This window comes from Nonomuraea salmonea, assembly GCF_042428605.1.
GTDB classification, from domain to species: Bacteria; Actinomycetota; Actinomycetes; order Streptosporangiales; family Streptosporangiaceae; genus Nonomuraea; species Nonomuraea salmonea.
On the sequence record NZ_JBHMCF010000066.1, the window covers coordinates 62783 to 75528 of the forward strand.

Here is a 12746-nt window from a genome sequence, read left to right on the forward strand (position 1 = left end):
TCATGATCACACGAATGATGCTTCCGGTATTGTATTTCGGGCAATATACTTCAGAGAAGAGGAAGCGAACCAGCCCCCGTCGATGTCCCTGAGGAAGTCATGCACGTACACATCGCTTGCCTGTCTGGCGGCGGTCTGAAGTCCGCCGCATCGCCCCTGACCTTGGGATGGCACACATTGGATGACGGCGTGCTGATCAGCGCGAGTGGCGAGGTGGACATCACCAACGCCGCCCGGCTAGAGACCTATGTGCGCCGCCGGATGCTCTCGGGCAGACCGGTGGTGCTCGACCTGACCCTGCTGACGTTCATGGACAGCAACGGCCTGCGCGTCATCGAGCGCCTGCACGCCGCCTGCGCCGAGACGGGCTCCACCTTCCACCTCGCGGGCGTGCGCGGCATCCCGGCCCGGTTGCTGCAGATCACCGGCCTGTGGGACGTGCTCGACATCCACGCCGGCGCCGCCGACGCCGTATCCGCCGCGCAGGCCGGCCGGCTGACCGCGCAACCCTGGGCCTCCGGGGCGGCCAACTGATCATCGTCGCCCTTCTTCCGGCCGCTCCATGGTCGTCCGCCTAACGCGGATGCGCCGGTGACGCTTACACCGTTACGGTGAAGGCCGCGGTATCGAGGGACCCGCGCACACGGGCACCGCGGAAGAGGAGACGACGATGACGAGCACGACCAGACCGGCCACCCTGGCCACCGTCGCCGCCGCGGCAGGTGTGTCCGTGGCGACGGTGTCGAAGGTGCTCAACGACCGCGGTGACGTCGCCCCGGCCACCCGCGCCATGGTGCGGCGGCTGCTGGCCGAGCACGGCTACGTGCCGCGCCAGGCCCGCGCCCGGCGGGGCGCCACGGTGGAGCTGCAGCTCGAAGGCGCGTTGTGCGCGTACTCCGCCGAGATCGTCATGGGGGCCATGCAGGAGGCGGCCGCGTCCGGCGCGGCGCTCGTCGTGACCAGCACCGACCACATGGCCGACGGCCTGTCCTGGGCCCGCGGCCTGGTCGACGCCGGCCGGCACGCCGTCATCACCCTCGTCGCCGAGCCCAGCCCCGCCCAGCTCGACGTGCTGCTGCGCGCCGGACTGCCGGTCATCGTGATCGACCCCATGAACGTGCCCGCCAGCCCCGTCACCAGCGTCGGCCCGACCAACTTCGCCGGGGGCATGTCCGCCACCCAGCACCTGCTCTCCCTCGGCCACCGCCGCATCGCCTACCTCGGCGGGCCCGCGGGCGCCGCGTCCAACCAGGCCCGCATGCACGGCTACCGTGCCGCCATGGAGGCAGCGGGCGTGCCCGTGCCGCCCGACTACGTGCGCACGGCCGGCTTCTGCTACGCCGACGGGCTGCGCGAGGGCGCCGCGCTGCTCGACCTGCCCGAGCCGCCGACCGCCGTGTTCGCCGCCAGCGACGAGAGCGCGCTCGGCGCCATCCAGGTCGCCAGGGGCAGGGGGCTGCGCATCCCCGAAGACCTGAGCGTGGTCGGCTTCGACGACACGCAGATCGCCGCCATGCACGCCCCGGCGCTGACCACCGTACGCCAGCCGCTGCGCGAGATGGGCGCCGTCGCGCTGCGCACGGCCCTGCGGCTGGCGGCCGGCGAGCGCATCGACTCCCGCCACCTCGAACTCGCCACCGAACTGATCGTCCGCGACTCCAGCCGGGCCGCCTGACCCCTCTCGTTCAGCCGCCCTTGACCGAGCAGGCCGCCGCGCCGATCACCGTGGCGACCGCCTCCGGGTGGGAGATGAGGGTCAGGTGCGAGCCGCCGGAGAACGTGGTCACCTTCGACTTGGCCCGCTCGGCCATGGCCTGCTGCGACTGCGGGGTGATGATCTTGTCGCCGGCGCTCACGAAGTACCAGGACGGGATCTTCTTCCACGCCGCCGCCTTCGACGGGGTCTGGAAGGCGTTCGTCGAGGCGGCCCGCTGGGTGGCCCACAGCCGCGTCGCGACGTCCTTGGGCAGGTCGGAGGCGAACGAGCGGACGAACACGTCCTGCTTCAGATACAGATCCTTGGCTCCCTGGGGCGCGCCCGGGTAGGCCGCCATGTCGTAGAGCGACTCCGGAGCGGCGCCGAGCGCGGAGCCCGCTCCGCTGAGCTGCGCGGTCGTCTCGCCGACGTCGGGCATGGCGGCGTCCACGTACACGAGGGCCTTGACGTTCGGCGCCGACGCGGCGGCGTTCGTGATGACCGAGCCGCCGTAGGAGTGGCCCACCAGCACGACGGGGCCGCGCACGGTCTTCAGGAAGTCCGCGACGGTGGCGGCGTCGCCGTCCAGGCCGCGCAGCGGGTTCGCGATCGCGCGGGCGACATGTCCGGCCTTGCGCAGCGCGTCCACCTCGCCGCTCCAGCTTGAGGTGTCGGCCCACGCGCCGTGCACGAGGACGACGGTCGGCTTGGGTCCGGCCTGGGACGGGCAAGGCGCGGGAGAGCTCGCCCGCGCCTCCGCAGGCAGGAGCACGGTCGCGGCCAGCGCCGCCAGGACCGTGGTCCGGATGGTCGTGCCGTTCATCGTCCGTCCCCCTGACCTCGTCCTCTGCAGTGTCGTACGCAGTGGGGGAGTCCTTGCCAGCTACCTCGGACGCGCCGCCGCTAACCTCGGGACCATGACACGTTCGGTGTACGTCGCGGCGGGCGAGGCGGAGAGCAACAAGGGGACCGTCGCCCTGGGCCTGGTCGAGCTGCTGTCGCGGCAGGTGGGCGCCGTGGGGGTGTTCAGGCCGGTGGTGCGGGCGGGCCGCGAGGACGGCCTGATCGCGACCGTGCGCAGCAGGTTCCAGCTCGCGATCCCGTACGAGGCGTGCGCCGGCGTCACCTACGACGAGGTGCACGCCGACGCCGACCGCGCGGCCGGCGACATCGTGGCCCGCTACCGCGCGCTCGCCGGGCAGTGCGACGCGATCGTGGTGATCGGCACCGACTACACCGACGTGGGGGCGCCGACGGAGTTCGGGTTCAACGCCCGGCTGGCCGCCGACCTCGGCACGCCGGTGATCAACGTGGTGAGCGGCAGAGGCCGTACGGCCGCGCAGGTCTCGGCCGCCGTCGAGCTGTCGTCCAGGGAGCTGGCCCACCACCACGCGCGCGAGCTGGCCGTCGTGGTCACCCGCGCCGAGCCGGGCGCGCTCACACCGGCGGGAGCGCCTTCGCCCGCCCCGCCGACGGCGGCGGAGGGGCTCGTGCCGGACCACCCCACGCCGGTGTTCCTGCTGCCCGAGGAGCCGTCGCTGCGCGCGCCGACCGTGGCCGACCTGATGGACGCCTGCGACGGCCGGTTCTTCCTCGGCGAGCGCGACGGCCTGGGCCGCGAGGCCAACGCGCTCATGGTGGGCGCCATGTCGCTGCCCAACATCCTGCTGCGCTGCACCGAGGGCGTCGCCGTGATCATCCCGTCCGACCGGGCCGCCGCGCTGCTGCCCGGCCTCGTCGCCGCGCACACCGCGCCCAGCTTCCCCGCGCTGTCGGCGGTGGTGCTCACCGGCGGCACCGACCTGCCCGCGCCGGTCGACCGGCTGCTGCACGACATGGCGGTCCCGCTGCCGGTGATCGCCACCGACCACGACACCTTCGACACCGCGACCCGGCTGTCGGCGGTGGAGGGCCGCTTCACGCCCGAGGCCACCGGGAAGATCGACACCGCGCTGCGGCTGTTCGCCGCGCACGTGGACGGCCGGCTGCTGCTGGAGCGGCTCGACATCGCCAAGACCGACGTCGTCACGCCGCTCATGTTCGAGTACGAGCTGCTCGACCGGGCCCGCGCCCGCCGCCGGCACATCGTGCTGCCGGAAGGAGAAGAGCCGCGCATCCTGCGCGCCGCCGACATCCTGCTGCGGCGCGGCGTGGCCGACCTGACCCTGCTCGGCGACGCCGAACGCATCCGTACGCAGGCCGCCCAGCTCGGGCTCGACCTCGACGCGGCCCGCGTGCTCAGCCCGTTCGACGCCGAGCTGCGCGAGCGCCTCGCCCGCGAGTACGCCGCCGTGCGCGCCCACCGCGGCATGACCGTCGAGCTGGCCCGCGACACCGTCACCGACGTGTCCTACTTCGGCACGCTGATGGTGCACACCGGCATGGCCGACGGCATGGTGTCGGGCGCCGCGCACACCACCGCCCACACCATCAGACCGGCGTTCGAGATCCTCCGCCTCGGGCTGGTGTCGAGCGTGTTCTTCATGTGCCTGGCCGACCGGGTGCTGGTCTACGGCGACTGCGCGGTCAACCCCGACCCGACCGCCGAGCAGCTCGCCGACATCGCGATCTCCTCGGCGGGCACGGCGGCGATGTTCGGGGTCGATCCGCGGATCGCCATGCTGTCGTACTCGACCGGCGTCTCCGGCGCCGGCGCCGACGTGGACAAGGTGCGCGCCGCCACCGAGCTGGTCCGCGAGCGGCGCCCCGACCTGGAGGTGGAGGGCCCGATCCAGTACGACGCCGCCGTGGACCCCGCGGTGGCGCTGGCCAAGATGCCCGGCAGCACGGTCGCCGGTCGCGCCACCGTCTTCGTCGTGCCCGACCTCAACACCGGCAACAACCTCTACAAGGCGGTGCAGCGCAGCGCGGGCGCGGTCGCGGTGGGCCCGGTGCTGCAGGGGCTGCGCAAGCCGGTCAACGACCTGTCACGCGGCGCCACGGTCGCCGACATCGTCACGACGGTCGCGGTCACGGCAGCCCAGGCCGAGGACGACCCCACTCCCCAGAACCAGGCACCACAGAAGGCAGCGGCCCGCTCATGAGTCGCCGGCCACGCCGACCTCGGCTCCTGGGCCTTCGCATCATGAGGCGGTCACCAGGGCCAGGGTCTGGTGGGCGATCTCGCCTTCCTCGTCCGTCGGGATGACCAGTACCGCGACCTCGGCTCCGTCGGGTGAGACGGCGCGTTCCTCGTGGGAGGCGGCCTCGTTGCGGGCCGGGTCCAGGGTGATGCCGAGGCGGGTGAGGCCGGTCAGGGATTCGGCGCGGGTGGCGGGGTCGTTCTCGCCGACGCCGCCGGTGAAGACGACGGCGTCCACCCGGCCGAGGAGCGCGTAGTAGGCGCCGACGTACTTGCGGATGCGGCGGGTGTAGACGGCGAGGGCCAGGCGGGCGTCGTCGTCGCCGGACCTGGCGCGTACCTCGCGCATGTCGCTGGACCCGGCGAGGGCGAGCAGGCCGCCGCGGTGGCTGAGGGCGTGCTCCACCTGCTCGGCGTCCAGCCCCTCCGCGCGGGCGAGATAACCGGCCAGGGCGGGGTCCACGTCGCCCGAGCGGGTGCCCATCACCAGGCCCTCCAGCGGGGTCAGGCCCATGGAGGTGTCGACGCTGCGCCCGCCCTCGACGGCCGTGGCGCCGGCGCCGTTGCCGAGGTGCAGCACGATGAGGTTCGGATCGTCGCGGCCGAGCAGGGCGGCGGCGCGGCGGGAGACGTACGCGCAGGAAGTGCCGTGGAAGCCGAAGCGCCGCACGCCCCACTCCCGCGGCACCGCGTACGTGTACGCCTCAGGCGGCAACGTCCGGTGGAACGCCGTGTCGAACACCGCCACCTGCGGCACCTCGGGGAACACCTTCTGGGCGAGCCGGATCCCGGTCAGGTTGACCGGGTTGTGCAGCGGCGCGAGCGGCGCCAGCTCCTCGATGGCCGCGATCACCTCGTCGTCGACCAGCACGGCATCGCCGAACCGGGTGCCGCCGTGCACCACCCGATGCCCGACCGCGACGGGATCCAGCTCAGGCCCGGCCGAGGAGAACGCGGCCAGCACCGCCGCCAGCCCTTCGCCGTGGTCGGGAAAGGGCTGCTCACGCACGTAGGGAGGCCCGTCGCCGGCGCGGTGCGTCAGCCGCCCCCGCTCCTGCCCGATGCGCTCGACCAGCCCCCGCGCCGAGCGGGCACGGGTGCGCGGGTTGATCAGCTCGTACTTGATGGACGATGAGCCGGTGTTGAGGACGAGAACGGGTTCGGACATGCCCACGAGCCTCTCACCCCTTCAACCCCGACCGCGAGATGCCCTCGATCACCCACCGCTGCGCCACGAAGTACAGCACCAGCACAGGCACGCTGGCGATCACCGCGCCGGTCATCAGCAGGTCGTACCTGATGCTGTTGGCGCCCTGGAAGTTGCCCAGCCCGGCGGGCAGCGTCAGCGACTCGGGGCTGAGCAGCACGTAGATCGGCCACAGGAAGTCGTTCCAGTTGGTCAGGAACGACAGCAGGAACAGCGTGGCCAGGGCGGGCCGCGACAGCGGCAGCGCGATCGAGGTGAAGATCTGCCACCGGTTGCAGCCGTCCAGCTCGGCCGCCTCCTCCAGCTCGCCCGGCAGCGTGAGGAAGAACTGCCGCAGGAAGAACACCCCGAACGCGCCGGCCGCGCCCGGCACGATGACGGCGGGCAGGCTGTCCACCCAGGCCAGCTCGTTCACGATGAGGAAGTTGGGGATCAGCAGCACCACGGGCGGCACGAACAGCGTGGCCACCACCACGGAGAAGATCGGCGTGCGCAGGCGGAAGCGCAGCCGCGCCAGCGCGTACGCCGCAGGAGCCGCCGTCACCAGCACCAGCGCGGCGTGCCCGGTGGCGGCGAGCAGGCTGTTCAGGAACCAGGTCAGCACGGGGCTGTCGGTGCTGGTCAGCACCTCGCGGTAGGCGTCGAGCGTGAACGGGTCGGGGATCCACTGCGGCGTGGTGGACTGCGCGGCCTCCCGCGTCTTGAACGAGGTGACCAGCATGTAGAGCAGCGGGCTGAGGTAGAGCGCGGCGATCACCGCCAGCACCAGGTGCAGCAGCGTCCGCCTGAGCTTGCGCAGGTCCCCGTTCATCGCGCCCGCCTGTTCCTGAACGCGCCGAACACCAGCCCGCTGGCCACCATGAGGAAGGCCGCGAGGATGAAGCTCATCGCTGAGGCCGTTCCCATGTCGAACTGGCGCAGGCCGGTCTCGGCGATGAGGTAGATGGCGGTCTTCGTCTGGTCGGCGGGCGCGCCCGAGGTGATGAGGTACGCCTGCCCGAACATGTTCGCCGAGGCCAGGATCGTCGCGTTCACCACGAACACCATGACGGGCCGCAGCCCCGGCAGCGTCACCGCGAGCAGCCGCCGCCAGGGGCCGGCCCCGTCCACCATGGCGGCCTCGTGCAGCTCGCGCGGGATGTCCTGCAGCCCGGCCAGGAAGATGACCGCGTTGAGTCCCAGCGTCCACCACACGGTCACGCCGACCAGCGCGATCCACGCCGGCGGCACGTCCGTGGTCCACTGCACCTCGAGGCCCAGGTAACGGTTGACCAGGCCGATGTTGCCGTCCAGCAGGAAACGCCAGAGCAGGCCGACCACGGCGACGCCGAGCACGTACGGGGCGAAGTAGACGGCCCGGTAGACCGTGCGGCCCTTGAAGCGGCCGTTCATCAGCAGCGCCACCAGCAGCGGCAGCACGATGAGGAGCGGTACCGAGGCCCCCGTGAAGATGCCGGTGGCCCGCATCGCCGTCCAGAACCGGCCGCCGTCCACGCTCGCCGGGTCGAACAGCTCGGCGTAGTGCGCCAGGCCGACGAACGGCTTGGCCGGCAGGTTGATGTCCCACTCGTGCAGCGACGTCCACAGGCCGAACCCGATGGGCAGCACCATGAACACCGCGAACAGCACCAGGTACGGCGCCAGGAACGCGTACGGCGTCCACCACCGCATCCGCCGGGCGTGGCTCACTGGGCGTACTTCCGCTTGTTGTCGGCCAGCAGCTGGTCGGCCGTCGCCACGCCCTCCTTCAGCGCCTCGGCCGGGCCGCTCTGCTTCAGCACGGCCTTGGCCACGGCCAGCTCCAGTGCCTTGCTCTGCACGTCGCCGACGCCCGCCAGGGCGGGCAGGAAGTGGAAGGCGGTGAGGTCGCGCGCCAGCCCCACCTGCGGCAGCCCGGCGACCTCGGGGGCCTGCCTGGCGGAGTTGCGGGCGGGGATCATGCCGGCCTTGGCCCACTCGGTGGACTGGCGGCTCAGCGTGTCGATGAAGACCTTGGCGGCCTGCACCTTGTTCGGGTCGCGGCCGGCCTGGGAGGTGAGCACGAAGTTGTGCGAGGCGCTCCAGACGGCCGGGGTGCCGCCGATGTTCGGGATGGGAGCGAGGCCCCACTTCAGCGAAGGCGCGTTGGTCTTGAGGTCGTTGATCTGCCAGATGCCGTCCCAGGTGAGGCTCACCTTGTCGTTCTTGAAGGCGGCGTACTGGCTGTCGAGGGCGACCTTGGCGGGGCTGAAGCCCTTGTCGATCTGCTCCACCATCCAGCTCAGGGCCTGCACGCCCGGCTCGGAGCCCCACAGCGCCTTCGTGCCGTCCGCGTCGTAGAGCTCGCCGCCGAACTGCCACAGCAGGCTCATGAACATCAGGTGCGCCGGCCACTTGCTGGGCATCCAGAACGGGGTGCTCGTCCCGGCCTTCTTCAGCTCGGTGAGCGCGTCCTCGTACGCGGCCCGCTCGGTCGGCGCCTCCTTGAGCCCGATCTTCTCCAGGTGCGCGGTGTTGTAGTAGTCGCCCAGGCAGTGCACGTCGAGGGGGACGCTGTAGCGCTTGCCGCCGTACAGGCCCGCCTGCCACACGGCCGGGATGAAGTCGCCCTCGGTGAGCCCCAGCGCGCCCACGACGTCGTCGATCGGGATGAGCACCTTCCTGACGGCGAACGTGCCGATCCAGTCGTTGTGGATCACCGCCACGTCGGGGCCCTTGCCCGCGCTGATGGCGGTGGGCATGGCGGGATAGAGGTCCTCCCAGCGGCGGGTGACGTTGCGCACCTCGATGCGGCCGGCGAACTGCTGGTTGAACGCGTCGAGCATGGCCCGCATGTGGGGGCCGTCGCCGCCGGTGAAGCCGTTCCAGTACTCCAGGGTGACCTTGGGGCCGGTGTAGTCGCTGCCGGTGAACGTCGGCGCGGCGGTGGCCGGGGCGTCCGAGCCCGCGCCCAGCCGGGTGCCGCCGCCGCAGGCGGTGAGCGCGGTCAGTCCGGCCGCTCCGGCGAGGCCGAGGAACGTCCGGCGGGACGGTGGATGACTCATGGCGTACTCCTTTGCCGCGAATCGGACGACTCTTCGGCGGTTGTACAACGCTGTTCCAACGTTGTAAACCAGGAGAAAGCGCCGGTACGGGGCCGAGACCGGGGCGTTACCATCGTGTCCGGCGAAGGAGAGGGGCACGGCCATGGGCGTGCGGCTGCGTGATGTGGCGCAACTGGCCGGGGTGTCGGTCAAGACCGTCTCCAACGTCGTCAACGGCTACGCCCACGTCTCCGCGGCCACCCGCGCCAAGGTGGAGCAGGCGCTGGCGCAGCTCGGCTACCAGCCCAACCTGTCGGCCCGCAACCTGCGCCGGGGCCGTACGGGGGTGATCGCGCTCGCGCTGCCCGAGCTCGACGCGCCCTACTTCGCCGAGCTGTCCAGGTTCGTCATCAGGGCCGCCGCCGAGCACCGCTGGCTGGTCGTCATCGAGCAGACCGACGGCAGCCTCGAACGCGAGCGCGCGATCCTCGACGGCGTCAGGGACCACCGGGTGGACGGGCTGCTGCTCAGCCCCATCTCCATCGGCGCCGACGAGCTGGCCGCCCGCACCGACGCCACCTCGCTCGTCCTGCTCGGCGAGCGCATCTACGACGGGCCCGCCGACCACGTGGCCATCGACAACGTACGCGCGGCCCGCGACGTCACCGAGCACCTCATCGGGCTCGGCCGCCGCCGGGTCGCCGCCTTGGGCGTGCAGCAATACTCGATCAGCGGCACCTCGCCGCTGCGGCTGGCCGGCTACCGCCAGGCGCTCGCCGCGCACGGGCTGCCCGAGCTGACCGCCGAGGTCGAGCGCTACCACCGCGCCGAGGGCGCCGCCGCCATGGCCCGGCTGCTCGACTCGCCTGCCCCGCCTGACGCCGTCTTCTGCTTCAACGACCTGCTGGCCCTCGGCGCCATGCGCACGATCCTGTCCTCGGGGCTGCGCGTCCCCGAGGACATCGCGGTCGCCGGCCTCGACGACATCGAGGACGGCCGCTTCAGCACCCCCACCCTGACCACGGTCGCCCCCGACAAAGCCCAGCTCGCCCGCGTGGCAGTGGACCTTCTGCGGCTCCGCATGGACGGCCCCGACCGCCCACCGCGCGAGGTGAAAGCCGACTACCGCCTCATGCCCCGCGAAAGCACCCTCGGCCGCACGACCTGACGAAACCCGCGCCCCGCGCCCGTCCGCGTCTTGGGCGCCGCCACGAACCCGCCTCCTCCTCGGAACGCCTGCCCTCGCTCGCTCGAACCCCCAGCTCAGGGGGTTTTCTGGGATTTGGGCCTTGTGTGAGGGAGGGTGTCAACCTATGCTGCGCCGCAAGTTAAGAAACTTTCCTAACCTGAACGGAGTCGTTCGTGAGGAGAAGCGCACGTGCGGGCATCGTCGCGGTCCTGGCCGCGCTGACGCTGCCGCTCTCAGCGCCGTCGGGCGCGGCGACGGCGGCCGATCCCCTGGTGTCGCAGGGCAAGACCGCGACGGCCTCCTCCGTCGAGGCCACCGGCCTGGAGCCGGGCAGGGCGGTGGACGGCAGCACCGGCACGCGGTGGGCCAGCGCCGAGGGCGCGGACCCCCAGTGGATCCGGGTCGATCTCGGTCAGGCGCACACCGTCTCCCGGGTACGCCTGGTCTGGGAGACCGCCCACGCCACCGCGTACCGGATCCAGACCTCGCCCGACGGATCCAGCTGGAGCGACGTCTACGCCACCACGACGGGCGACGGCGGAACCGACGACCTCACGGTCAGCGGCACCGGCCGCTACGTCCGCGTCTACGGCACGCAACGCGGCACCCCCTGGGGTTACTCGCTGTGGGAGCTGGAGGTGTACGGCGCGCCCACGGGCGGCGGAGGCGGCGGCACCCCGGTCCAGGCCAACGGCCAGCTGCACGTGTGCGGCATCAAGCTCTGCAACGAGCACGGCAAGCAGATCCAGCTGCGCGGCATGAGCAGCCACGGCATCCAGTGGTACCCGCAGTGCCTCAACGACGCCTCGCTCGACGCGCTGGCCGGCGACTGGAAGGCCGACGTGCTGCGCATCTCGATGTACATCCAGGAGGACGGGTACGAGACCAACCCCCGCCTGTTCACCGACCGGGTGCATGCACTGATCGAGGCGGCCACGGCCCGCGGCATGTACGCGATCGTCGACTGGCACATGCTCGACCCCGGCGACCCCATGTACAACCTGGGCCGCGCGAAGACGTTCTTCACGGAGATCGCCCAGCGCCACAACGGCAAGAAGAACGTGCTCTACGAGATCGCGAACGAGCCGAACGGCGACGCCGTCACCTGGAACGTCATCCGTGACTACGCCCACCAGCTCATCCCGGTGATCAGGCAGCAGGACCCGGACGCCCCGATCCTGGTCGGCACCCGCGCGTGGTCGTCGCTCGGCGTCTCCGCAGGCGCGAACGAGAGCGAGATCGTCAGCAACCCGGTGAACGCGTCCAACATCATGTACACGTTCCACTTCTACGCGGCCACGCACGGCACCGACTACCTGAACACCCTGTCCCGCGCCGCCGACCGCCTGCCCGTCTTCGTGACGGAGTTCGGCACGCAGAGCGCCTCCGGCGACGGGGCGAACAACTTCTCCAGGTCCCAGCAGTACCTCGACCTGCTGGCCCAGAAGAAGATCAGCTGGGTGAACTGGAACTTCTCCGACGACTTCCGTACGGGCGCGGTCTTCACCACCGGCACCTGCCCGAACGGCCCGTTCGCCGGGACGAGCAGGCTCAAGGAGGCCGGCGTCTGGATCCGCGACCGCATCCGCACCCCCGACGACTTCTGATCGGCCCTCGACCGCGGGCCGTTGGGTCCTGTCATCCCAGGCGTTATTGAGGTGCGATGGGAGGTGACCGAAGGAGGACGAATGATCATCGTTGGTGTGGACGGCTCGGTCGCCTCCCGCGCGGCCGTCGAATGGGCCGCGGACGACGCCTCCCGCAGGGGCTCACCGCTGCGGCTCGTGCACGCGGCCGACACCTCGTGGTACCTCGTCGGCGCCCGCCCCGGCAAGGCGCTGTCCGAGACGGTGCTGCGTGAGGGGCGGCGGGTGCTGGAGGAGGCGGCGGCCCTGGCCCGCGAGCGCCGGCCGTCCGTCGAGGTGGACACGCGGGCGGCGGAGGGCAGGCCAACCGCCGTCCTGCGCGACGCGGCCGAGGACGCAGCCGAGGACGCAGCCGAGGACGCGGCCGCGCTGGTCGTCGGCAGCCGCGGCCTCGGCGGGTTCTCCGGCGCGCTGCTCGGCTCGGTCAGCGACGGCCTCGCCGGGCACGTCCGCTGCCCCGTCGTCGTGGTACGCGCGCGGGATCAGCAGGAGCACGGCGAGGTCGTCGCCGGGGTGGACGACTCGCCGGAGTGCGAGCCCGGCCTCGCCTACGCCTTCGAGCAGGCCGCCCTGCGCGGCGCCACGCTCAGAGCCGTCCACGCCTGGCAGCTGCCCGGGCACCTCCTCGCCCCCGAGGCCACGTACGACCTGGATGAGGTGCGTACCGCGCAGCACCAGGTCGTGCGGGACCGGTTGAAGCGGCTCAAGGACGCCCACCCGCAGGTGACGGTCGTCGAGGACGTGCGCAGCGCGCATCCGGTGGACGCGCTCGTCGCCGCGTCCCGGCAGGCGGACCTGCTGGTCGTCGGCTCACAGGGCCGCGGCGCCCTCGGCTCGGCGCTGCTCGGCTCGGTCAGCAGGAGCGTGCTGCACCACGCGTCCTGCCCGGTCGCCGTCGTCCGCTCCTGACCCCGGCGTTCAGCC

Annotated in this window: 11 protein-coding genes; 6 read left to right on the forward strand and 5 right to left on the reverse strand. The window is 71.9% G+C overall.

What is annotated here, in order from left to right; all coding sequences use genetic code 11:
* Positions 1 to 189: 189 nt before the first annotated feature.
* Positions 190 to 534: an STAS domain-containing protein gene (locus ACFFR3_RS49995; protein WP_345385268.1), complete on the forward strand. Its 345-nt coding sequence runs from the start codon at positions 190 to 192 to the stop codon at positions 532 to 534.
* Between the two features lie 136 nt (positions 535 to 670).
* Positions 671 to 1675 (forward strand): LacI family DNA-binding transcriptional regulator, encoded by a 1005-nt coding sequence (locus ACFFR3_RS50000; protein ID WP_364382770.1) that lies wholly within the window; start codon positions 671 to 673, stop codon positions 1673 to 1675.
* Between the two features lie 10 nt (positions 1676 to 1685).
* Here the strand turns inward: ACFFR3_RS50000 and ACFFR3_RS50005 are convergent, their stop codons facing one another.
* Positions 1686 to 2519 carry an alpha/beta fold hydrolase gene (locus ACFFR3_RS50005; protein WP_345385266.1) on the reverse strand — a complete coding sequence of 278 codons (834 nt, stop codon included), beginning with the start codon at positions 2517 to 2519 and terminating at the stop codon, positions 1686 to 1688.
* A gap of 94 nt (positions 2520 to 2613) precedes the next feature.
* Between ACFFR3_RS50005 and pta the strand changes: the two genes are divergently transcribed.
* Positions 2614 to 4740: a phosphate acetyltransferase gene (gene pta / locus ACFFR3_RS50010; protein ID WP_379485500.1), complete on the forward strand. Its 2127-nt coding sequence runs from the start codon at positions 2614 to 2616 to the stop codon at positions 4738 to 4740.
* Positions 4741 to 4779: 39 nt separating this feature from the next.
* On the opposite strand, the gene ACFFR3_RS50015 is transcribed toward pta, so the two are convergent.
* Genes ACFFR3_RS50015 through ACFFR3_RS50030 form a run of 4 tightly spaced genes read right to left on the reverse strand, consistent with a single transcriptional unit; the run spans position 4780 to position 9008 of the window.
* Positions 4780 to 5946: an acetate/propionate family kinase gene (locus tag ACFFR3_RS50015; RefSeq protein ID WP_379485501.1), complete on the reverse strand. Its 1167-nt coding sequence runs from the start codon at positions 5944 to 5946 to the stop codon at positions 4780 to 4782.
* Positions 5947 to 5959: 13 nt separating this feature from the next.
* The gene (locus ACFFR3_RS50020) at positions 5960 to 6796 is read right to left on the reverse strand and encodes a carbohydrate ABC transporter permease (RefSeq protein WP_345385263.1); all 837 of its coding nucleotides are present in this window, start codon (positions 6794 to 6796) and stop codon (positions 5960 to 5962) included.
* The gene (locus ACFFR3_RS50025) at positions 6793 to 7674 is read right to left on the reverse strand and encodes a carbohydrate ABC transporter permease (protein ID WP_379485502.1); all 882 of its coding nucleotides are present in this window, start codon (positions 7672 to 7674) and stop codon (positions 6793 to 6795) included. Before ACFFR3_RS50025 ends, ACFFR3_RS50020 begins: the two co-directional genes overlap by 4 nt.
* Complete coding sequence (locus ACFFR3_RS50030) at positions 7671 to 9008, reverse strand: ABC transporter substrate-binding protein (protein WP_379485503.1); 1338 nt, start codon at positions 9006 to 9008, stop codon at positions 7671 to 7673. Before ACFFR3_RS50030 ends, ACFFR3_RS50025 begins: the two co-directional genes overlap by 4 nt.
* Before the next feature lie 142 nt (positions 9009 to 9150).
* Here ACFFR3_RS50030 and ACFFR3_RS50035 point away from each other — a divergent pair, with 142 nt between their 5' ends.
* From ACFFR3_RS50035 to ACFFR3_RS50045, 3 genes are all read left to right on the forward strand, one after another.
* On the forward strand, positions 9151 to 10155 hold the full coding sequence (locus tag ACFFR3_RS50035) for a LacI family DNA-binding transcriptional regulator (RefSeq protein WP_364382791.1): 1005 nt from the start codon (positions 9151 to 9153) through the stop codon (positions 10153 to 10155).
* Between the two features lie 194 nt (positions 10156 to 10349).
* The gene (locus ACFFR3_RS50040; RefSeq protein ID WP_379485504.1) at positions 10350 to 11783 is read left to right on the forward strand and encodes a cellulase family glycosylhydrolase; all 1434 of its coding nucleotides are present in this window, start codon (positions 10350 to 10352) and stop codon (positions 11781 to 11783) included.
* Between the two features lie 81 nt (positions 11784 to 11864).
* Positions 11865 to 12731: a universal stress protein gene (locus tag ACFFR3_RS50045; RefSeq protein ID WP_379485505.1), complete on the forward strand. Its 867-nt coding sequence runs from the start codon at positions 11865 to 11867 to the stop codon at positions 12729 to 12731.
* Positions 12732 to 12746: the final 15 nt, after the last annotated feature.

What these genes read in the sequence shown, in the direction of transcription:
- ACFFR3_RS50045 (WP_379485505.1), top strand. Translation starts at nt 11,865, where the DNA reads ATGATCATCGTTGGTGTGGACGGCTCGGTCGCCTCCCGCGCGGCCGTC.
- ACFFR3_RS50035 (WP_364382791.1), top strand. Translation starts at nt 9,151, where the DNA reads ATGGGCGTGCGGCTGCGTGATGTGGCGCAACTGGCCGGGGTGTCGGTC.
- ACFFR3_RS50005 (WP_345385266.1), bottom strand. Translation starts at nt 2,519, where the DNA reads ATGAACGGCACGACCATCCGGACCACGGTCCTGGCGGCGCTGGCCGCG.
- ACFFR3_RS50030 (WP_379485503.1), bottom strand. Translation starts at nt 9,008, where the DNA reads ATGAGTCATCCACCGTCCCGCCGGACGTTCCTCGGCCTCGCCGGAGCG.
- ACFFR3_RS50000 (WP_364382770.1), top strand. Translation starts at nt 671, where the DNA reads ATGACGAGCACGACCAGACCGGCCACCCTGGCCACCGTCGCCGCCGCG.
- ACFFR3_RS50020 (WP_345385263.1), bottom strand. Translation starts at nt 6,796, where the DNA reads ATGAACGGGGACCTGCGCAAGCTCAGGCGGACGCTGCTGCACCTGGTG.
- pta (WP_379485500.1), top strand. Translation starts at nt 2,614, where the DNA reads ATGACACGTTCGGTGTACGTCGCGGCGGGCGAGGCGGAGAGCAACAAG.
- ACFFR3_RS50015 (WP_379485501.1), bottom strand. Translation starts at nt 5,946, where the DNA reads ATGTCCGAACCCGTTCTCGTCCTCAACACCGGCTCATCGTCCATCAAG.